Raw genomic sequence first — 19,949 nt, forward strand, 5'->3', positions numbered from 1 at the left:
ATGTTCGGCACGGACCCCTGGTGGCTCGTCGCGGTCAAGGCCGTCTTCTGCTTCGCGTTCCTCATGGTGACCGTGCTCCTCGCCATCGTGTGGGAGCGCAAGGTCGTCGCCTGGATGCAGCTGCGCGTCGGCCCCAACCGGCACGGCCCCTGGGGCCTCCTCCAGTCCCTCGCGGACGGCGTCAAGCTGATGCTCAAGGAGGACGTGATCGTCAAGCGGGCCGACAAGGCGGTCTACGTCCTCGCCCCGGTCGTCGCCGCCATCCCGGCGTTCATGGCCATCGCCGTCATCCCGTTCGGCCCGGCCGACGACGAGGTGTCGATCTTCGGCCAGCGCACCACGATGCAGCTCACCGACCTGCCGATCGCGATGCTCTACATCCTCGCGGTCGCCTCCGTCGGCATCTACGGCATCGTCCTCGCCGGCTGGTCGTCCGGCTCCACGTACCCGCTGCTCGGCGGACTGCGCTCGGCCGCGCAGATGATCTCGTACGAGATCGCCATGGGCGCCGCCTTCGCCTCCGTCTTCCTCTACTCCGGGTCGATGTCGACCTCGGCGATCGTGGAGGCGCAGGCCGACCGCTGGTACATCGTGCTGCTCCCGGTCTCCTTCCTCATCTACGTCGTGACGATGGTCGGCGAGACCAACCGCGCCCCCTTCGACATGCCGGAGTCCGAGGGCGACCTGGTCGGCGGCTTCAACACCGAGTACTCGTCGATCAAGTTCGCGCTGTTCATGCTCGCCGAGTACGTGAACATGGTGACCGTCTCGGCCGTCTCCACCACCCTCTTCCTGGGCGGCTGGCGCGCCCCGTGGCCGATCTCCGGCTTCTGGGAGGGCGCCAACCACGGCTGGTGGCCGATGCTCTGGTTCATCATCAAGGTCCAGCTGCTGCTGTTCTTCTTCATCTGGCTGCGCGGCACGCTGCCCCGCGTCCGCTACGACCAGCTGATGAAGCTGGGCTGGAAGGTGCTCATCCCGGTCTCCGTGGTGTGGCTGATGCTGGTCGCCACCGTCCGGGCGCTGCGCAACGAGAACTACGACTTCCAGACGATCGTGCTGTACGTGGCCGGGGCCGTCCTCACGGTGCTGCTGCTCTCCTTCGTCGTGGACGTCTTCCGCGACAGGAAGGCGAAGGGCGAGGCCGCGAAGGCGCCCGCCCCGGCCCCGTTCGACCCGATGGCCGGCGGCTTCCCCGTACCGCCCATGCCCGGACAGTCCCTGCCGCCCGTACCGCGGCGTCGGCCCCGCAGCGAGCGGGAGCTGATTGTCAGTGGTGGCCCCGATACTGCTACTGCGAGTGATGGAAAGGAGACGGACGGTGTCTGATTTCCAGAATCCGGTGGCCGGCTTCGGCGTGACCTTCAAGGCCATGTTCAAGAAGCGGCTGACCGAGCAGTACCCGGAGCAGCAGAAGACGACGGCGCCCCGCTTCCACGGCCGGCACCAGCTCAACCGTCACCCCGACGGTCTGGAGAAGTGCGTCGGCTGCGAACTGTGCGCCTGGGCCTGCCCCGCCGACGCCATCTACGTGGAGGGCGCGGACAACACCGACGAGGAGCGCTACTCGCCGGGCGAGCGGTACGGGCGGGTGTACCAGATCAACTACGCCCGCTGCATCCTGTGCGGCCTGTGCATCGAGGCGTGCCCCACCCGCGCGCTGACGATGACCAACGAGTTCGAGCTGGCCGACTCCTCCCGCGAGAACCTGATCTACACCAAGGAGCAGCTGCTCGCGGGGCTCACCGAGGGCATGGTCGACACCCCGCACGCCATCTACCCGGGCACGGACGAGCAGGACTACTACCGCGGCTCCGTCACCGAGGCCGCGCCCGGCACGGTCCGTCAGGTCGCCGTCTCCAAGGGGGAGAAGGCCGCCGACGACGCAGCGCCGGAGGAGGTGGACGCATGAGCGCGCTCGCCGCCTACACGACGTCCACGGGTGAGGCGTTCCAGTTCTGGGTGCTCGGCACCGTCGCCGTCCTCGGCGCGCTGGGCACGATCCTGATGAGGAGGGCCGTCCACGCGGCGCTCTGCCTCGCCGGCACCATGATCATCCTGGCGGTGTTCTACCTCGCCAACGGCGCCTACTTCCTGGGCATCGTCCAGATCATCGTCTACACCGGCGCCATCATGATGCTGTTCCTCTTCGTCGTCATGCTGGTCGGCGTCACCGCCGCCGACTCGCTGAAGGAGACCATCAAGGGACAGCGCTGGTGGGCCGCCGCCTGCGGGCTCGGCTTCGGCATCCTGCTGGTCGCCGGCCTCGCCCACGCCTCCCTGAAGGAGTTCGACGGGCTCGGCGCGGCCAACACGGCCCACGGCGGAAACGTGGAGGGCCTCGCCGCCCTCCTCTTCACCAAGTACGTCTTCGCCTTCGAGATCACCGGCGCCCTGCTCATCACCGCCGCGGTCGGCGCCATGGTGCTCACCCACCGCGAGCGCACCGAGCGCGCCCGCACCCAGCGCGAGCTGTCCGAGCAGCGCGTGCGCGAGGGCAAGCACCTGCCGCCGCTGCCCGCGCCCGGCGTCTACGCCCGGCACAACGCGGTGGACATCGCCGGCCTGCTGCCCGACGGCACCCCGGCCGACCTCACCGTGATCTCGACGCTGCGCAAGCGCGGCCAGATCCGGGACGTGTCGCAGGAGGCGCTGGCGGACCTCAAGGCCCTGGAGCGGCGCTCCGAGGAGCGCCTGGGCCGCGACCGGGACGCGGTCCGGGACATCCGTGACGGAGAGGAGGCCACGCGGTGAACCCCGTCAACTACCTGTATCTCGCCGCCCTGCTGTTCACCATCGGCGCGATCGGGGTGCTCATCCGACGGAACGCGATCGTGCTCTTCATGTGCGTCGAGCTGATGCTCAACGCCTGCAACCTCGCGTTCGTCACCTTCTCCCGCATGCACGGCAACCTCGACGGCCAGATCATCGCCTTCTTCACGATGGTCGTCGCCGCCGCGGAGGTCGTCGTCGGACTCGCGATCATCGTGTCCGTCTTCCGTGCCCGTCACTCGGCCTCGGTCGACGACGCCAGCCTGATGAAGCTGTGAGGGGCTGACCGTGGACAACCTCATTGCGCTGCTGATCGCGGCGCCCCTGCTCGGAGCTGCCGTCCTGCTGTGCGGCGGGCGGCGGCTCGACAAGACCGGGCACTGGCTCGGCACCCTGCTCGCCGGCGCGTCCTTCGTGATCGGCCTGGTCCTGTTCGCCGACATGCTCTCCAGGAGCGCCGACGACCGGACCCTGCACCAGAAGCTGTTCACCTGGATCCAGGTCGGCGGCTTCAAGGCCGACATGGCCTTCCAGCTCGACCAGCTGTCGATGACCTTCGTCCTGCTCATCACGGGCGTCGGCACGCTGATCCACGTCTACTCGATCGGGTACATGGAGCACGACGAGCGGCGCCGCCGCTTCTTCGGCTACCTCAACCTGTTCGTCGCGGCGATGCTGCTGCTCGTCCTCGCCGACAACTACCTGCTGCTGTACTTCGGCTGGGAGGGCGTCGGCCTCGCCTCGTACCTCCTGATCGGCTTCTGGCAGCACAAGCCCAGCGCGGCCACCGCCGCCAAGAAGGCGTTCATCGTCAACCGGGTCGGCGACATGGGCCTGTCGATCGCGGTCATGCTGATGTTCACCACCTTCGGGACCTTCGCCTTCGGGCCGGTCCTGGCGTCGGCGGGCGAGGCGAGCGAGGGCAAGCTGACCGCGATCGGGCTGATGCTGCTCCTCGCGGCCTGCGGCAAGTCGGCCCAGGTGCCGCTGCAGTCCTGGCTCGGGGACGCGATGGAGGGCCCGACCCCGGTCTCGGCCCTCATCCACGCCGCCACCATGGTGACCGCCGGCGTCTACCTGATCGTCCGCTCCGCCGACATCTTCAACGCGGCCCCGGACGCGCGGCTCGCCGTCACCATCGTCGGCGCCGTCACGCTCCTCTTCGGTGCGATCGTCGGTTGCGCGAAGGACGACATCAAGAAGGCGCTGGCCGGCTCGACGATGTCGCAGATCGGCTACATGATCCTCGCGGCCGGCCTCGGCCCGATCGGCTACGCCTTCGCGATCATGCACCTGGTGACCCACGGCTTCTTCAAGGCCGGGCTGTTCCTCGGCGCCGGCTCGGTCATGCACGGCATGAACGACGAGGTCGACATGCGCCACTACGGCGGCCTGCGGAAGTACATGCCGGTCACCTTCGTCACCTTCGGCCTCGGCTACCTCGCCATCATCGGCTTCCCGGGCCTGTCCGGCTTCTTCTCCAAGGACAAGATCATCGAGGCGGCCTTCGCCCAGGGCGGCACCGAGGGCTGGATCCTCGGCTCGGCCGCCCTGCTCGGCGCGGCCATCACCGCGTACTACATGACCCGCGTGATGATCATGACCTTCTTCGGTGAGAAGCGCTGGCAGCCCGCGCCGGACGCCGACAAGGTGCCCAGCGCCGAACCGGCCGCCGAGCACGCCGAGGGGCAGCTGCCGCACCCGCACGAGTCGCCGAAGTCCATGACGATCCCGATGGTCCTGCTCGCCTTCGGCTCGGTCTTCGCGGGAGCCTTCTTCGGTATCGGCGACCGCTTCGTGAAGTGGCTGGAGCCGGTCACCGGCTTCGAGGAGGGCCACCCGCCGATCGGCGCGGCCGCCATCACCACCGCCACCGTCGCGGTCATGGTCCTCGGCGTCGGCCTCGCCTACCTCCAGTACGGGCGCCGCCCCGTGCCGGTGGTGGCCCCGCGCGGCTCGCTGCTCACCCGGGCCGCCCGCCGCGACCTGCTCCAGGACGACTTCAACCACGTCGTCTTCGTCCGCGGCGGCACCCACCTGACCCGCTCCCTGGTCTACGTCGACCACAGCCTCGTGGACGGCGTGGTCAACGGCACCGCGGCCTCGGTCGGCGGCCTCTCCGGCCGACTGCGCAAGATCCAGAACGGCTACGCACGGTCGTACGCGGTCTCCATGTTCGGAGGCGCCGCCGTGATCATCGCCGCGACCCTGCTGATGAGGGCGGTGTAATCGAATGTCCCAAGTGGTCAATGCGGGCTTCCCGCTCCTTACGGTGACGGCGGCGGTCCCCGCGGTGGGCGCCGTGCTCACCGCCGCCGTGCCCGCCGCCCGCCGCACCGCCGCCAAGTGGCTCGCGCTGCTCGTCTCGCTCGCCACGCTCGTGCTCGCCGCCGTGATCTTCGTACGGTTGGAGCCCGGCGGCGACCGCTACCAGCTCGTCGAGTCCCACGCCTGGATCAAGGACTTCGGGGTCCGGTACGAGCTGGGCGTGGACGGCATCGGGGTGGCGCTGATCGCGCTCACCGCGCTGCTCATCCCGTTCGTCATCCTGGCCGGCTGGCACGACGCCGACCCGCTGGAGACCGCCTCCAAGCGGTGGCGGCCCACCCAGGGCTTCTTCGCTCTGATCCTCATGGTCGAGGCGATGGTGGTGCTCTCCTTCGAGGCCACCGACGTCTTCCTCTTCTACGTGCTGTTCGAAGCCATGCTGATCCCGATGTACTTCCTCATCGGCGGCTTCGGCGACCACGCCCACAGCGGCACCGAGGAGAACGCGGCGGCCCAGCGCTCGTACGCGGCCGTCAAGTTCCTGCTCTACAACCTGGTCGGCGGCCTGATCATGCTGGCCGCGGTCATCGGGCTGTACGTCGTCGCCGGCAACTTCTCCCTGCCGGAGATCGCGGCGGCCCGGGCCAGTGGCTCGCTCGACATGGCGACCAGCACCGAGCGGCTGCTCTTCCTCGGCTTCTTCTTCGCCTTCGCGGTGAAGGCGCCGCTGTGGCCGCTGCACACCTGGCTGCCGAACGCGATGGGGGAGGCCACCGCCCCGGTCGCCGTCCTCATCACCGCCGTCGTCGACAAGGTCGGCACCTTCGCGATGCTCCGCTTCTGCCTCGGGCTCTTCCCCGAGGCGTCGAAGTGGGCCACGCCCGCGATCGTCGTCCTCGCCCTGATCAGCATCGTGTACGGGGCGCTGCTCGCCGTCGGCCAGCGGGACATGAAGCGCCTGGTCGCCTACGCGTCGATCTCGCACTTCGGCTTCATCATCATGGGCATCTTCGCGATGACCACCCAGGGCCAGTCCGGCGCCACGCTCTACATGGTCAACCACGGCGTCTCGACGGCCGCGCTGATGCTCGTCGCCGGCTTCCTGATCTCCCGGCGCGGCTCGCGGCTCATCGGTGACTACGGCGGTGTGCAGAAGGTCGCCCCGGTGCTCGCCGGCACCTTCCTGATCGGCGGCCTCGCGACCCTGTCGCTGCCCGGACTCGCCCCGTTCGTCAGCGAGTTCCTGGTCCTCGTCGGCACCTTCGAGCGCTACCCGGTGGCCGGCATCATCGCGACCACCGGCATCGTCCTCGCCGCGCTGTACGTCCTCGTCCTCTACCAGCGGACGATGACGGGCCCGGTGAAGGAGGAGGTCCGCAAGCTGCCCGACCTGCGGGCGCGCGAGCTGGCGGTGGTCGCCCCGCTGATCGCCGTACTGATCTTCCTCGGCGTCTTCCCGAAGCCGCTGACGGACGTCGTCAACCCGGCGGTCCAGCACACCATGTCCGATGTCCAGCAGAAGGACCCGAGCCCCGAAGTGCCTACTCAGAACCTGGAGGCGGCCAAGTGAGTTCCATGGCTGTCCACAGCCTGTGGACGTCGGCGGCCGCCGGGCCGGTCGACAAGATCCCGGCACCCCACATCGAGTACACCCAGCTCTCGCCCGTGCTCATCGTGCTGGGCGCGGCCGTCATCAGTGTCCTCGTCGAGGCGTTCGTGCCGCGCAGGGGCCGCCACTACACCCAGGTGTTCCTGAGCGTCCTCGCCCTCGCCGCCGCCTTCGCGGCGGTCGTCGGCCTCGCCGCGGGCGGCTACGGCTCCACCAAGGCCCACATCGCGGCCATGGGCGCCGTCGCCGTCGACGGACCCGCCCTGTTCCTCCAGGGCGTGATCCTGCTCGCCGCGATCGTCTCGGTGTTCACCTTCGCCGAGCGCCGGCTCGACCCGGCCCGGCACGGCCACAAGGTCGACTCCTTCGCCGCCGAGGCCGCCGCCGTCCCCGGCAGCGAGCAGGAGCAGGCCGCCGTCAAGGCCGGCTTCACCACCACCGAGGTCTTCCCGCTGGTCCTGTTCGCGGTCTCCGGCATGCTGGTCTTCCCGGCCGCCAACGACCTCCTGACGCTCTTCATCGCCCTGGAGGTCTTCTCGCTGCCGCTCTACCTGCTGTGCGCCGTCGCCCGCCGCAAGCGGCTGATGTCGCAGGAGGCCGCGGTCAAGTACTTCCTCCTCGGCGCCTTCTCCTCGGCGTTCCTGCTCTTCGGCATCGCGCTGCTCTACGGTTACGCGGGCTCCGTCTCGTACGCCGCGATCGCCGAGGTCGTCAGCGGCGACGTCACCGCGATCGACCCGGCGCTCGCCGGCACCATGGGCAACGACGTGCTGCTGCTCATCGGCTTCGCCATGGTGACGATGGGCCTGCTCTTCAAGGTCGGCGCCGTCCCGTTCCACATGTGGACCCCGGACGTCTACCAGGGCGCCCCGACCCCGGTCACCGGCTTCATGGCCGCGGCCACCAAGGTCGCCGCGTTCGGCGCGATGCTGCGCCTGCTGTACGTGGTGCTGCCGGGCCTCACCTGGGACTGGCGGCCGGTCATGTGGGGCGTCGCCATCGCCACCATGCTGGGCGGCGCGATCGTCGCCATCACCCAGACCGACATCAAGCGGCTGCTCGCCTACTCGTCGATCGCCCACGCCGGCTTCATCCTGGCCGGTGTCATCGCGGCCACGCCGAGCGGCGTCTCGTCCGTGCTGTTCTACCTGGCGGCCTACTCCTTCGTGACGATCGGCGCCTTCGCCGTCGTCACGCTGGTCCGGGACGCGGGCGGCGAGGCCACCCACCTGTCCAAGTGGGCCGGTCTCGGCCGCCGTTCGCCGCTCGTCGCGGCGGTCTTCGCGGTGTTCCTGCTCGCCTTCGCCGGCATCCCGCTGACCTCGGGCTTCTCCGGGAAGTTCGCGGTCTTCAAGGCGGCGGCGGACGGCGGCGCGGGCGTGCTGGTCGTGATCGGTGTGCTGTCCTCGGCGGTCGCCGCGTTCTTCTACATCCGGGTGATCGTGCTGATGTTCTTCAGCGAGCCGAAGGCGGACGGCCCCACGGTCGCGGTGCCGTCGGCGTTCACGTCGGTGGCGATCACGGCGGGCGTGGTGGTCACGCTGGTGCTCGGTGTGGCGCCGCAGTACTTCCTGGACCTGGCGAGCCAGGCGGGAGTGTTCGTGCGGTAGCCGCGTCGGCATCGAAACGGCGAAGGGCCCGGCCTCCCCCCGTGGGAGCCCGGGCCCTTCGCCGTACGTGCCGGTGGTCAGGCCATCCAGAAGAAGACCGCGGTCATCCGCTTGTCCTCCAGGGTGGTGCCCCAGTAGTTCGTCGCGCTGTGGATGATGTTGGCCGAGTAGAGCAGCAGGCGGTTGTAGCGGTGCGGGACGCTGATGTCCTCGGTGAAGGAGTCCGGCGGGACGAAACGGGTGCCGAGGGCGTCGACCAGGTTGTTGTGCGGGGCCAGCACCTGGTTGCCGCCGAGCCGGCCGCCCGGGAGGCTCTGCCGGTAGAAGCTGGTGCCGCAGTCCTTGGGGGTGTCCGTGCTGAGGTAGAGCACGGCGGCGTAGCGGCACAGACTGCGGGAGTCCGTGTGGGGGCGGCTCTCGCACTCGTCCTTGCCGACGGCCTGGACGCAGTTGTGGTTGAACGTGCCGGCGCCGCCGGGGTCCTGCGCCCAGATGCGCGGGGCGCCGGTGGCCTTCCGTACCAGCCGCTCGACGTGGGCGAGTTCGTCCGACTCAAGGGCCGGCATGGCGCGCTGGCCCGGCCAGGGCTCGGGGTTGACCGGGGCGCCCTGGACCCAGTCCTCCTTCGCGAGACACCGGGCCCGCACCTCGTCGATGTTGGGCAGGACGTTGTCGATGACCCAGTAGTCGCGGCCCTTGGTGGGCTTGCGGTACGGGAGGACGGGCAGCGCGGGGGACTGCGGGGGCCGTGGGGGGCGTAGGGACATGGCCGGAACGGTAGTTGCGCATCCGGGAGCGGGTGCCAAAGCCCAGGCCAAGTCTCCGGCAAGAGATGGCGATGGAACCGGCGATGCGCTACGGCTTGTCGTCCGGGCAGGTGCAGTGGACCCGCGGGTTGTAGGGGGTGAAGACGCCCTTCGGGTTCCTCTTGAACAGCCAGGCGTGCAGCGTGTAGGCGTCGCCGACGCCCGGGGTGACGGCGGGGCCGTCGAAGTCGTGTCCGAAGAGTTTCGGCCTGGGCTGACCGGTGTTGGGCACGATGTACTCGAGCGCGACCAGTTCGCGCTTGCCGGTCCCGTGGTCCGGGGCGTAGATCACCACAGCGGGCTTCGTCGGGTCGAGCGAGCCGACGTAGGCGGGGTTCACGTAGTGGTAGCCCATGCCGCCGAGCTTCTCCGGGCTGTCGTCCTCGACGCAGACGTCGGTGCGGAGGTAGCCGGCGTCGATGGCCGCCTGCTCGGACCGGTACTTCTCGGTGGCTTCGCGCGCCTTCTTCAGATCGCCGTTGCCGTGGCCGGAGTGCTGGTGCCCGGCACCCTTCGCGGGCGGCGGCTTCGCGGCGACGGCGGCGGGGGCGGCCCCGAGGGCCAGCGTGCCGGCGGCGGCCAGGGCGAGCGCGGCCGTGAACGGGCGGGGTATTGCGGACATGTGGGGTGCTCCTCGGAAGGGAGTGCGCGCCCGTGCGCGTCTCCGCGCGGCGCCGGACAGAGGCGGGCGCTCTTCCCCTCCCGCCGTCGGTAGCAGCGTCACCCGGGGGCGGGGGGTGGCGCACGCGGGGTGACCCATTGGGGGCTCGGGGCCGTATAACCCGTCGCCCGTCGCACACCGCCGTTCTACGCTGGCGCGCGCGATCGAAGGGGGTGCCGATGATGACCGAATCCGAGGCCGGGGCCGAGGCCGAGCCGGTCTGGCTGGTGACCGCGAACGTGGTGGGCTGGCGGCGGTGTGGGCAGGGCGGCCAGGAGCTGCGCAACGGCACGAAGGCGTTCAGGGGCGGGGCGAAGGTGTACGTCCTGCGGGTCTACTGGGGGCCCGGCGGGGACCGGCTCACGGTGCTCGGGCGCGAGCGGCACACCAGCCGGTGGATCGCCGTCAACGTGGCGACGCGCCATCTCTACAACTTCCGGGCCAAGCAGGTGCACAGCCCGCGCGTTCTGGGGCGGCTGGCCGCGACGTACCACCAGCAGCTCGACACGGCCGAGGCGGCGGGCGAGGTCGCCGAGACGTTGGAGCGGTATGCGCGCCGGTACCGGGCCGAGGTCGCGCCGCGCAGCCCGCACCCGGATCACTGCCTGTGCCATGTGTGCCTCACGGGTGAGGCACACATGGCGGACGTGGCGGACCTGGTGGCCCGGACCGGCTAGGCGGCCGGGTTCGGGGCGATGCGGCCCGTGACCTCGCCCAGGGCGACGCGGGTGCCGTCCGGGCCCGGGGCCCAGGCGGTCAGGGTGACCTCGTCGCCGTCCTCGAGGAACGTGCGCTTGCCGGTGGCGAGCTCGATCGGGTCGCGGCCGTTCCAGGTGAGTTCGAGGAGCGAGCCGCGCTGCGCGGCCTCGGGGCCGGAGACCGTGCCGGAGCCGTAGAGGTCACCGGTGCGCAGGGAGGCGCCGTTCACGGTCATGTGGGCGAGCTGCTGGGCGCCCGTCCAGTACATGGTGGAGAACGGCGGCTCGGCCACCACCTCGCCGTTGATGGTGACGGTGATCCGCAGGTCGAAGCCGCCGGGCTCCTCCTCCGCTGAGTCGTCCAGGTACGGCAGGAGGTCGAAGTCGCGCGCGGGCGGGGCGATCCGGGCCGCGTCCAGGGCCTCCAGCGGGGTGACCCAGGCGGAGACGGAGGTCTGGAACGACTTGCCGAGGAACGGGCCGAGCGGCACGTACTCCCACGCCTGGATGTCCCGCGCCGACCAGTCGTTGAGCAGCGTCAGACCGAAGACGTGCTCGCGGAAGTCGCCGAGGGCGACCGGGCGGCCCAGTTCGGACGGGGTGCCGACGAGGAAGCCGACCTCGGCCTCGATGTCCAGCTTGATCGACGGCCCGAAGACCGGCGCCGGGTCCGCCGGGGTCTTGCGCTGGCCGGCCGGGCGCACGACGTCGGTGCCGGAGACCACGACCGTGCCGGCGCGGCCGTGGTAGCCGATCGGCAGGTGCTTCCAGTTGGGGGTGAGCGCGTCGCCGTCGGGGCGGAAGATCTTGCCGACGTTGGTGGCGTGGTGCTCGCTCGCGTAGAAGTCGACGTAGTCGGCGACCTCGTACGGCAGGTGGAGCGTGACCGCGTCCAGCGGGTGGAGCAGCGGCTCCACGACCGGCCGGTGCGCGGGCACGGTCAGCCAGCCGGTGAGCGCGCGCCGGACGTCGCGCCAGGCGGTGCGGCCGGCCGCGAGCAGCGGGTTGAGGCTGGGCTGCGCGAGCAGCGTCGCGTACGGAGATCCGAGGGCGTGCGCCGCGGCCCCGGCGTCGAGCACGTGCCCGCCGATCCGGACGCCGAGCCTCCGCCGGTCGGGCTCGTCGGCAGTGGAGAAGACGCCGTACGGAAGGTTGTGCGGGCCGAAGGGGTCGCCCTCGGCAAGGTCGAGCGGGCTCTGCGGGCTCTGCTCGGGCATCGGTGCTTGCCTCGCTTTCACGGTGTGTGTGGGGACACGTTACGGGGCGGCGGCCGAGGCGCGGATGACATGTGTCACACAGAAAGTGCGGCCTCCGTGGGCAACTGTCCGAATTCGCGGGCTTTGTGACGCCGATGAAGTCGTCGTGTCGACTCATGTACATCACGGAGATGTCAATAGCGCTATTCCGGCTCCTTATTCCGGTCATACGATCGCCTGGTATCTCGCGCCGCGTGTGGGTTTCCGCAGGCGCGAGCCCCACAACTGTGTCTGTTTTTCATCTTCGTCCGACCAGAAAAGGTCCACCTTGAAGATCCGCCGTATTGTCGCGACCGCCGTGGCCGCGGCTGTGACCACCCCGGTCGTGTTCCTTTCCGCCGCGCCCGCGTTCGCCGACACCAAGCCGGCTGCCGGCGCGGAGCAGCAGGCCGGGAAGTCCATCAAGGACCTGGAGATCGCGCTCGCCGCGGCCCAGGCCGCCTACGACAAGGCCGTCGCCGACTACAACAAGGCCCAGAAGGGCGTCGAGGACGCCACCAAGGCCCAGGACGCCGCGAAGGCCGCCTCCGACGCCGCGAAGACGGCGGCCGACGCCGCTGCCGCCGCGAAGACCGCCGCCGACCAGAAGCTCGCCGACGCCCAGAAGGCCCAGGCCGACCTGCCCGCCGACGCGACGCAGGAGCAGAAGGACAAGGCGGCCAAGGACGTCGCCGACGCCCAGGCCGCCGCCGACGCCGCCAAGACCGACGCCGACGCCAAGGCCACCGCCGCGGCCGACGCGAAGACGAAGTACGACGCGGCCGTCAACACCTCGGTCGCCGCCTTCCGCACGCTGAACGACGCCACCAAGGCCAAGGACGCCGCGAAGAAGGCCCTCGACGAGGCTCAGAAGGCGCTCGACGAGGCCGAGGAGAACCTGCCGGACGACTGCCCGGACGACAAGAACCTCGTCACCACCCTCACCGGCCCGAAGAAGATCACCGCCGGCTCCAACGGCGTCTTCACCTTCCGGGTGACCAACAAGGGCGACAAGGCCTTCGACGAGGTCGGCGGTTTCGCCGCGGCCTTCCGGATGAGCGACGACCTGGACGACCTGGACGGCAAGGACCCGCACATCACCCTCACGTGGTCCTCCGGCACCAGCCCGAAGTGGCAGGAGGTGGACGAGCTGGACGGCTTCTCCAGCGGCGCCCCGCTGGCCGCCCACAAGTCCTTCGACTTCAAGCTGAAGGTCGCTCTCGACGCCAAGACCCCGGCCGGTGACGGCGCGGTCGTCGCCATGGGCCTGCGCGTCAACGGCGACTCCTGCGGCACGGCCAAGGAGCCCAACTACGTCGACTTCACCGTCGTCAAGCCGCACAAGCCCGGCACCGGCACCGGCAAGGGTGACGGCAAGGGCAACGGCTCCACCGGCGGCAACGGCAACACCTCCCAGCAGGGTGGCTCGTCCAACACCCCGGTGACGAACGGCACCTCCGGCACCACCGGCGGCACGCTCGCCAAGACCGGTGCCGGTTCGTCCACCCTGCCGATCGGCCTCGCGGGCGGCGCGGCCGTGGTGCTCGGCGCGGGTGCGATGGTCGTCGTGCGTCGCCGTAAGGCCGGCGCCGACGCCTGATAGCGCAGCGCGATAAAGGGCCCGCATTCCGTGACGGAATGCGGGCCCTTTCCTCTTCGGCGGCCGGCAGTTTGACGGGAATTCAGCCCGCCGTCCGCGGAATGCGTTTCTCCCATGTCCGGTGGAAGACGATCTCCTCGCCCTCCTTGCAGATCACCTCGTCCGACGTGACGAACGCGTCCGCGTCGCACGCGATCTCCGAGTGCGTCTCGATCCGCACGTCCCAGGCGAGTTCGGGCCGGTGCAGCCGGATCGACCAGTCCGAGCGGGCACGGGCGGACAGCGGGCCCGACTCGTCGATCGTGTACGTCTCCAGGGCCTCCTCGCCGTACTCCAGACCGTCCGGGTGGACCAGGGTGCCGCCGCCGTCCCCGTACCGCGGGTCGACCTCCAGGCGCCATTCGCCCCGGGCGACGTCACGCACGATCAGGCGCTGGGGGCGCGGTTCCTCCAGGGTGCCGGAGGAGCCGGAGCCGAGCGGCTGGGACTGTTCCGGTTCCTCGAACTCGACGGCGTCGGCGGTGGGGACGGCAGGGGCACGGACCGGCAGGGCGAGCGCGGAGCCCGCCGGGTCCAGGGTGAAGCCGGCCGCGTCGGGCTGCGGCCAGATCCAGGGCCAGTACGCGGAGGAGACCGCGAGCCGGACCCGGTGGCCGGGCGCGAAGGCGTGGCCGGTGCCCGCCAGCTCGAAGACGTACGTCTCCCACTCGCCGATCTGCGCCTCCACCGCCCGGTCGCGGCCGTAGCGGGCGGAAAGGTTGAGCGCCCCGCGCGTCACGAGGGTGGACGAGCCGTCCGGGGCGACGTCGCAGAGCCGGGCGACGACCTGGCCGGTGGGCGCGGCGGTGCGCACCGCGAGCCGTACGGAGGGCCGGCCGAGGATCTCGACGGGGCCTCCGGACTCCGGGACCGGGAAGTCGAAGCAGGCCGAGCGGGCGTCCTCGGCGCGCTGGTCCGGGGGCAGGTCGGCGTCGTTGCCGAGGGGCACGAAGCGGCCCGCGTCCAGGCCGGTCTGCGGCGGCGAGTCCACGAGGACGGGGGAGCCCTGGAGGCCGTACGTGACGGGTGTGACGTGCGGCGAGGGCCAGGCCGGGTCGGCGGCCCAGCGGCCGGGCAGCTCCTCGTACACCGTGGCCGGCGGGTGCGAGTCGCTGATCCACGAGCGCAGCAGCGGCTCGGCCATCACCTCGTTGTCGATGTTCTTGAGGTGGTGGTCCCACCAGCGCAGTGTCTCCTGGAGGAAGCCGATCGCCGGGCCGGGCGGCAGCCCGCGGTCCGGGTACTGGTGCGGCCAGGGCCCGATGATGCCGCGCACGCGGTCCTGGGGGAGGTGTTCGACCAGTCGGAGCACGGTGTCGCGGTACGGGTCGTGCCAGCCGCCCACGGCGAGCACGGCGGCCCGGATCGACGCGTAGTCCGCGTCCCCGCGCTCGCCGCCCCCGCCCCCGTCGCCCGCCCCCGAGCCTCCCGCTCCGTCGCGGACGCTGCCTCGCCGCCAGTAGTCGTCGCGGGTCTGGTGGGCCAGCCAGGTGTGCGTGAAGGGCCGGACCGCCTCCAAGCGCTCCAGCCACTGCTCGCGCCACTTCTCGCCCACGTACTGCGGGTCGGGCGGCCGGGCGGCGAAGGCGAGCAGGGTCCCGGCCCACCCGTTCGTGCCCGCGCCGAGGACGGAGCCGCCCAGGTAGTGCGGGCCGTCGTCGTAGCGGTCGTCGCTCGCGCAGACCGTGACGACCGCCTTCAGGGCCTCGGGCGCCAGCGTCGCGATGCGCAGCGCGTCGTAGCCGCCCCATCCGAGGCCGATCATCCCGACCCGGCCGCTGCACCACTCCTGCTCGGCGAGCCAGTTAACGACGGCGACCCCGTCGGCCAGTTCGGTGGTGTCGTGCGCGTCGCCGGGCAGCCCGTCGCTGTTGCCGTGGCCGCGGATGTCGACCCGAACGGAGGCATAGCCGTGACCCGCGTACCACGGGTGGCGCTGCCGGTCGCGGGGTGCGGTGCCGTCGGTGAGGCGGTAGGGCAGGTACTCGAGCAGGGCCGGTACGGGCTCGTCGGTGAGCGGCCGCCAGACCCGGGCGTAGAGCTCCTTCCCGTCCGGCATGGGGATGAGGACGTCCGTCTGGCGGGTCTCGTACGGGAAGTCGGTGCGGATCCTCGTACGGATCTTCGTCATCGAGTCACCTCAATGGAACAAAAGAGCTACGCCTGGTCATACCGTCTGATCAAGAACATACCGGGGGTGACGGGAAGGCGCCCATGGTGATCGAAACGTGACCGGATACGCTGGCGTGAGTGAATGGCAGGCTTCAGCAGACAGGAGATCCCCTCGTGACCGTCGTCGGGCCGTTCGGTCTCAGCGTGCGGGACCAGGCTCTGGAAGCCGATGTCCAGACGGGGTTGGCGGCCGTGGAGGCCGGCCTCCTCGACGCCACCAAGAGTGACGTGCCGTTCATCACCGAGGCCGCGCAGCACCTCGTGCATGCCGGCGGCAAGCGGTTCCGGCCGCTGCTCGTGATGCTCACGGCCCAGTTCGGCGACCCTTACGCGCCGGGCGTCGTGCCCGCGGCCGTGGTCGTCGAACTCACCCACCTGGCCACGCTCTACCACGACGACGTCATGGACGAGGCGGCCGTGCGGCGCGGCGTGGACAGCGCGAACAGCCGCTGGGGCAACTCGCTGGCCGTCCTCACGGGTGACTTCCTCTTCGCCCGCGCCTCGCACACCCTTGCGGACCTCGGCCCCGAGGCCGTGCGCATCCAGTCCGAGGCGTTCGAGCGGCTCGTCACCGGCCAGATCCTGGAGACGGCCGGCCCGCAGGAGGGCCGCGACGCCGTCGACCACTACCTCGACGTCCTCGGCGGCAAGACCGGCTCGCTCGTGGCCGTCTCCTGCCGCTTCGGCGCGATGATGTCCGGCGCCGACGAGAGCGTCGTCCAGATCCTCACCCAGTACGGGGAGCGGCTCGGCGTCGCCTTCCAGCTCGCCGACGACGTCCTCGACATCGCCTCCGACTCCCACGAGTCCGGCAAGACCCCGGGCACCGACCTCCGCGAGGGCGTCCCCACCCTGCCGGTGCTCTACCTGCGCGCCGCCGCGGCCGCGCACGGCCGCCCGGAGGACCTGGAGCTGCTCGCCCTCGTCGACGGCGACCTCAGCGACGACGAGCGGCACGCCGAGGCGCTGCGCCGGCTGCGCGTCCACCCGGCCCTGGAGCAGGCCCGCCGGGAGACCGTGCGCTACGCGGAGGAGGCGCGGGCGATGCTGGCGCCGCTGCCCGACGGGTACGCGAAGGCGGCCCTTGAGGAGCTGTGCGACGCGGTGGTGCACCGCGCGGGCTAGCGCCACTCGTCGTCGCGGGGGCAGCCGTTCGGGGTACGCACCCTAGGGGCGGGTCATCCCGGAGAGGTACGCGAGGTTGATCCCGGGGGCTGACGATTCCGCACGGCCGTCCTGGTGAGATGGAGACATCGACCAGGGAGGTAGCGCAGATCATGGCAACGAAGAAGGCCGGCCGTTACGTCGTCCCGGTCGCGGTGGCCGGAGTGGCCGCGGCGACCATCGGCCTCGTACCGGCGCTCGCGGCGTCCGGGGACCCGGACCTGCCGAAGATCACCGCTCAGCAGCTCATCGAGAAGATCGCCTCGTCGGACACGCAGACGCTGTCCGGCACCTTCAAGATCGACACGGACCTCGGTCTGCCGTCCGTCGCGGGCCTGCTGCCGTCGGCCTCGCCGTCCTCTTCCGGCTCCTCCGACCCGTCGGCGAAGCTGGCCGAGCTGGCCTCGGGCTCGCACACGCTGCGGGTCGCGGCCGACGGGCCGGACCGGCAGAAGCTGACCGTGCTCGACGGCTCGGACGAGTACAGCCTGATCCACAACGGGGCCGACGTCTGGGCGTACGACAGCAAGTCGAACGAGGTCGTGCACCAGAAGGGCGCCGGCCCGGACGGCAAGGGCGGGAAGGCTCCGAAGGCTCCGCACGACGAGCTGCCGGCCACCCCGAAGGCCCTCGCGGACGAGGTCCTGAAGGCGGCGGGCGACACGACGTCCATCACCGTCGGCGGCACCGCGAAGGTGGCCGGCCGGGACGCGTACCAGCTCGTCATCAAGCCGAAGCAGTCGGGCTCGATGGTCGAGTCGGTCAAGATCGCGGTCGACGCGGCCACCGGCACCCCGCTGAAGTTCACCCTCGCCTCGGTGAGCGGCGGCAAGCCGGTCGTCGACGCGGGCTTCACGAAGGTCGACTTCGGCAAGCCGGCGGCCTCGACGTTCGACTTCAAGGCGCCGAAGGGCGCGAAGGTGACGGAGGGCGACAAGGCCTTCGACGGCGCCAAGGGCGACAAGGGCGGCAAGCCCTTCGAGGGCGGGGCCCCGGAGGGCTTCGGGGGCCCGCTCGGTGACCTGCTGAAGGACGGCGGCCTGGGCGAGGCGGGCAAGGCCGGCAAGGAGGGCGGCCTGAACGTCATCGGTGAGGGCTGGACGACGGTGGCCAGGCTGGACACCGGCGCCCCGGCGCCGAAGACCGAGGACGCGCCGAAGCAGTTCCAGGGCTTCCTGGACTCGTTCGGCGACAAGGTGAGCGGCAAGTTCGGCTCGGGCACGGTCTTCAAGACGAAGATCGTCAACGCGCTGATGACGGACGACGGCAAGGTCTACGTCGGCGCGGTGACCCCGCAGAAGCTGGTGGAGGTCGCCGACTCGGCGAAGTGAGCCCAGTAGCAGGGCAGTTGGTGCCTGGGTGGGTCGGGGGCAGTGGTCACCGGCCCACCCAGGAGTTTTTGTGCCCGAACTGCCTTACGGGAAGGTCAGCTTGAAGCTGTTGAGCGTGCCCGTGTCGTACGTCGCCTTGTCCTGGACGCGCAGCTTCCAGACGCCGTTGGCGACCTCGGCGGACGCGTTGACCGTGTAGGTCGTCTTGACGTTGTCGGCCGAGTCGGAGGACGAGTACGGCTTCAGGTTGTAGACCGTGCCGCTCGGGCCGATGAGGTCGACGACCAGGTCACCGCGCCAGGTGTGGGTGATGTCCACGCCGACCTGGAGGGTGCTGGGCGCGTTGCCCGTGATGCCGGAGACGGTCACCGACGACGTCACGGCCGGGCCGTTGTCCGGGATGGCGACCGGGGTCGTGTTCTGGAAGACCGTGCCGGTGGGCGGGGTCGTCGTGCCGGCCGCCAGGTTCCAGATCGCGTACGCGATGGCGTCCGAGTTGCGGTCCAGGGCGGTGTCGTTGATGTTCGCCGAGGTGTCGCACGAGGCGTGGTAGCAGCGGTCGAACGCCTGGCCCGACGTGCCGCCCCAGTTCTGCGCCTGGGTGGCGGTCTTGATGTAGTCGGCGCCGGAGAACAGTCCGCCGACCGGGACGCCCGCGTTCTTGAAGGGCGCGTGGTCGGAGCGGCCGTCGCCCTCGGTCTCGGGCTCGGTGACGATGCCGAGGCCTGTGAAGTAGTTCTTGAAGGTCTGCTCGATGGTCGGGTCGTCGTCGTAGACGAAGTAGCCCGGGTTGGGCGAGCCGATCATGTCGAAGTTCAGATAGCCGCTGATCTTCGCGCGCTCGGTGGACGGCAGGTTGTTCACGTAGTACTTGGAGCCGACCATGCCCAGCTCCTCCGCGCCCCACCAGGCGAAGCGTATGTGCTTCGTCGGCTGGAGCTGGGCGCGGGAGACGGCGAGCGCGGTCTCCAGGATGGCCGCCGAGCCGGACCCGTTGTCGTTGATGCCGGGACCGGCGGTCACCGAGTCGAGGTGCGAGCCGGACATGACGACCTGGTTGGGGTCGCCGCCCGGCCAGTCGGCGATCACGTTGTAGCCGGTGGCGCCGTTGTACGTGAACTGCTGGAGGGTCGTGGTGTATCCGGCCGCGTCGAGCTTGGCCTTCACGAAGTCGACGGACGCCTTGTAGCCGGTACGGCCGTGGGCCCGGTTGCCGCCGTTGTTGTTGGCGATGGTCTGGAGGTCGGCCAGGTGCTGCTTGACGTTGGCCACGGAGATGTCGGGCGGCGTGACGGCGGCGGTGCCGGACGCGGTGGCCGGCACGGCGGTGGCCGGTGCGGCGCCGGCGAGGGCGCCGACGACGAGTGCCGAGACACCGGCCAGGGCGGAGAGTCTCGCGGAGAGTTTCATGTGGGGGCTCCGGATTCCGAACTGGGGATGGGACGGAACGTACGAGCGCCTCGCGTCGTGGGTGGCGCGAGGCGTTGGAGCTGTGCGGGTTGTGGTGCCGTGCGTGTGGAGCTGTGTGAGACGAATGTTCAGCGGGAGTCTGATATTCCGTCAAGATGGAAATCGGTCAGGCGTGTTCGCTCAGCGGACGGTCAGTTCGCGGACTCTTCCGGGAGCGCCGCGATCAGCGCGTCGAGGAGTCCCGGGAAGCGCGCGTCGAGATCGGTCCGGCGCAGCTGTACGAAGCGGTTGCGGCCGACGACCCGGGTCGAGGTGAGGCCGGCCTCGCGCATGATCCGGAGGTGGTGCGAGACGGTCGACTTGTGCAGGTGGCCGACGCCCAGCGCGTCGGGCGCGCAGCTGTACTGCTCGCCGCTCGCGTAGATCCCGAAGAGCTGGAGCCGTACCGGATCGCCGAGCGCGTGCAGCACCTTGACCAGCTCGATCCCGGCCGTGTCGGGCTGCGGCAGCCACTCCCCGCCCTGCGGGTCGCCCTGTCCGCCTTGCGTTTCCTCGTCCATGTCCGCACCTTCCC

Annotated in this window: 17 protein-coding genes; 11 read left to right on the plus strand and 6 right to left on the minus strand. The window is 70.5% G+C overall.

Going from position 1 to position 19,949, the window contains the following annotated elements; translation table 11 throughout:
- The 7 genes from nuoH to nuoN are packed head-to-tail and all read left to right on the plus strand — an operon-like array spanning position 1 to position 8,259.
- Positions 1-1,329: an NADH-quinone oxidoreductase subunit NuoH gene (gene nuoH, locus ACWEV0_RS03070; RefSeq protein ID WP_453146015.1), complete on the plus strand. Its 1,329-nt coding sequence runs from the start codon at positions 1-3 to the stop codon at positions 1,327-1,329.
- Entirely contained in the window at positions 1,304-1,912 is a 609-nt protein-coding gene (nuoI, locus tag ACWEV0_RS03075) for an NADH-quinone oxidoreductase subunit NuoI (protein ID WP_453145920.1), read from the plus strand. Before nuoH ends, nuoI begins: the two co-directional genes overlap by 26 nt.
- Complete coding sequence (locus ACWEV0_RS03080) at positions 1,909-2,754, plus strand: NADH-quinone oxidoreductase subunit J (protein WP_453145922.1); 846 nt, start codon at positions 1,909-1,911, stop codon at positions 2,752-2,754. Before nuoI ends, ACWEV0_RS03080 begins: the two co-directional genes overlap by 4 nt.
- A complete protein-coding gene (gene nuoK / locus ACWEV0_RS03085) occupies positions 2,751-3,050 on the plus strand; it encodes an NADH-quinone oxidoreductase subunit NuoK (protein WP_389204911.1) in 300 nt (99 codons plus the stop codon). Before ACWEV0_RS03080 ends, nuoK begins: the two co-directional genes overlap by 4 nt.
- Positions 3,051-3,060: 10 nt before the next feature.
- Positions 3,061-5,001: an NADH-quinone oxidoreductase subunit L gene (nuoL, locus tag ACWEV0_RS03090; RefSeq protein WP_453145924.1), complete on the plus strand. Its 1,941-nt coding sequence runs from the start codon at positions 3,061-3,063 to the stop codon at positions 4,999-5,001.
- Positions 5,002-5,005: 4 nt separating this feature from the next.
- A complete protein-coding gene (locus tag ACWEV0_RS03095; RefSeq protein WP_453145926.1) occupies positions 5,006-6,610 on the plus strand; it encodes an NADH-quinone oxidoreductase subunit M in 1,605 nt (534 codons plus the stop codon).
- A complete protein-coding gene (gene nuoN / locus ACWEV0_RS03100) occupies positions 6,607-8,259 on the plus strand; it encodes an NADH-quinone oxidoreductase subunit NuoN (RefSeq protein ID WP_453145928.1) in 1,653 nt (550 codons plus the stop codon). The genes ACWEV0_RS03095 and nuoN overlap by 4 nt, the downstream gene beginning before the upstream one ends.
- 77 nt (positions 8,260-8,336) lie before the next feature.
- Here the strand turns inward: nuoN and ACWEV0_RS03105 are convergent, their stop codons facing one another.
- Positions 8,337-9,026 carry a DUF6445 family protein gene (locus ACWEV0_RS03105; RefSeq protein ID WP_453145930.1) on the minus strand — a complete coding sequence of 230 codons (690 nt, stop codon included), beginning with the start codon at positions 9,024-9,026 and terminating at the stop codon, positions 8,337-8,339.
- Between the two features lie 88 nt (positions 9,027-9,114).
- The gene (locus ACWEV0_RS03110; protein ID WP_453145932.1) at positions 9,115-9,687 is read right to left on the minus strand and encodes a hypothetical protein; all 573 of its coding nucleotides are present in this window, start codon (positions 9,685-9,687) and stop codon (positions 9,115-9,117) included.
- Between the two features lie 218 nt (positions 9,688-9,905).
- Between ACWEV0_RS03110 and ACWEV0_RS03115 the strand changes: the two genes are divergently transcribed.
- Positions 9,906-10,403 (plus strand): hypothetical protein, encoded by a 498-nt coding sequence (locus ACWEV0_RS03115; RefSeq protein WP_453145933.1) that lies wholly within the window; start codon positions 9,906-9,908, stop codon positions 10,401-10,403.
- On the opposite strand, the gene fahA is transcribed toward ACWEV0_RS03115, so the two are convergent.
- Entirely contained in the window at positions 10,400-11,641 is a 1,242-nt protein-coding gene (fahA, locus tag ACWEV0_RS03120; protein WP_453145935.1) for a fumarylacetoacetase, read from the minus strand. The genes ACWEV0_RS03115 and fahA overlap by 4 nt on opposite strands.
- A 337-nt stretch (positions 11,642-11,978) precedes the next feature.
- Between fahA and ACWEV0_RS03125 the strand changes: the two genes are divergently transcribed.
- Positions 11,979-13,259 carry an LPXTG cell wall anchor domain-containing protein gene (locus ACWEV0_RS03125; RefSeq protein WP_453145937.1) on the plus strand — a complete coding sequence of 427 codons (1,281 nt, stop codon included), beginning with the start codon at positions 11,979-11,981 and terminating at the stop codon, positions 13,257-13,259.
- An 82-nt stretch (positions 13,260-13,341) separates the two neighbouring features.
- Here the strand turns inward: ACWEV0_RS03125 and ACWEV0_RS03130 are convergent, their stop codons facing one another.
- Positions 13,342-15,429, minus strand: a complete 2,088-nt coding sequence (locus ACWEV0_RS03130) for a CocE/NonD family hydrolase (protein ID WP_453145939.1) — start codon at positions 15,427-15,429, stop codon at positions 13,342-13,344.
- A 155-nt stretch (positions 15,430-15,584) separates the two neighbouring features.
- Between ACWEV0_RS03130 and ACWEV0_RS03135 the strand changes: the two genes are divergently transcribed.
- Complete coding sequence (locus tag ACWEV0_RS03135; protein ID WP_453145941.1) at positions 15,585-16,595, plus strand: polyprenyl synthetase family protein; 1,011 nt, start codon at positions 15,585-15,587, stop codon at positions 16,593-16,595.
- A gap of 152 nt (positions 16,596-16,747) precedes the next feature.
- A complete protein-coding gene (locus tag ACWEV0_RS03140) occupies positions 16,748-17,965 on the plus strand; it encodes a LolA family protein (RefSeq protein WP_453145943.1) in 1,218 nt (405 codons plus the stop codon).
- 84 nt (positions 17,966-18,049) lie between these two features.
- On the opposite strand, the gene ACWEV0_RS03145 is transcribed toward ACWEV0_RS03140, so the two are convergent.
- Together ACWEV0_RS03145 and ACWEV0_RS03150 are read right to left on the minus strand one after the other, a co-directional pair.
- A complete protein-coding gene (locus ACWEV0_RS03145) occupies positions 18,050-19,375 on the minus strand; it encodes a M28 family metallopeptidase (RefSeq protein ID WP_453145944.1) in 1,326 nt (441 codons plus the stop codon).
- Between the two features lie 191 nt (positions 19,376-19,566).
- Positions 19,567-19,935 carry an ArsR/SmtB family transcription factor gene (locus ACWEV0_RS03150; protein WP_453145946.1) on the minus strand — a complete coding sequence of 123 codons (369 nt, stop codon included), beginning with the start codon at positions 19,933-19,935 and terminating at the stop codon, positions 19,567-19,569.
- Between the last annotated feature and the right edge of the window lie 14 nt (positions 19,936-19,949).

The organism is Streptomyces sp. NPDC003943 (assembly GCF_053605265.1).

Excerpts from the sequence above, each read along its gene's own strand:
- nuoH (WP_453146015.1), top strand. The coding sequence starts at position 1 with ATGTTCGGCACGGACCCCTGGTGGCTCGTCGCGGTCAAGGCCGTCTTC.
- nuoI (WP_453145920.1), top strand. The coding sequence starts at position 1,304 with ATGGAAAGGAGACGGACGGTGTCTGATTTCCAGAATCCGGTGGCCGGC.
- ACWEV0_RS03080 (WP_453145922.1), top strand. The coding sequence starts at position 1,909 with ATGAGCGCGCTCGCCGCCTACACGACGTCCACGGGTGAGGCGTTCCAG.
- ACWEV0_RS03095 (WP_453145926.1), top strand. The coding sequence starts at position 5,006 with ATGTCCCAAGTGGTCAATGCGGGCTTCCCGCTCCTTACGGTGACGGCG.
- ACWEV0_RS03105 (WP_453145930.1), bottom strand. The coding sequence starts at position 9,026 with ATGTCCCTACGCCCCCCACGGCCCCCGCAGTCCCCCGCGCTGCCCGTC.
- ACWEV0_RS03110 (WP_453145932.1), bottom strand. The coding sequence starts at position 9,687 with ATGTCCGCAATACCCCGCCCGTTCACGGCCGCGCTCGCCCTGGCCGCC.
- ACWEV0_RS03115 (WP_453145933.1), top strand. The coding sequence starts at position 9,906 with ATGATGACCGAATCCGAGGCCGGGGCCGAGGCCGAGCCGGTCTGGCTG.
- fahA (WP_453145935.1), bottom strand. The coding sequence starts at position 11,641 with ATGCCCGAGCAGAGCCCGCAGAGCCCGCTCGACCTTGCCGAGGGCGAC.
- ACWEV0_RS03130 (WP_453145939.1), bottom strand. The coding sequence starts at position 15,429 with ATGACGAAGATCCGTACGAGGATCCGCACCGACTTCCCGTACGAGACC.
- ACWEV0_RS03140 (WP_453145943.1), top strand. The coding sequence starts at position 16,748 with ATGGCAACGAAGAAGGCCGGCCGTTACGTCGTCCCGGTCGCGGTGGCC.
- ACWEV0_RS03145 (WP_453145944.1), bottom strand. The coding sequence starts at position 19,375 with ATGAAACTCTCCGCGAGACTCTCCGCCCTGGCCGGTGTCTCGGCACTC.
- ACWEV0_RS03150 (WP_453145946.1), bottom strand. The coding sequence starts at position 19,935 with ATGGACGAGGAAACGCAAGGCGGACAGGGCGACCCGCAGGGCGGGGAG.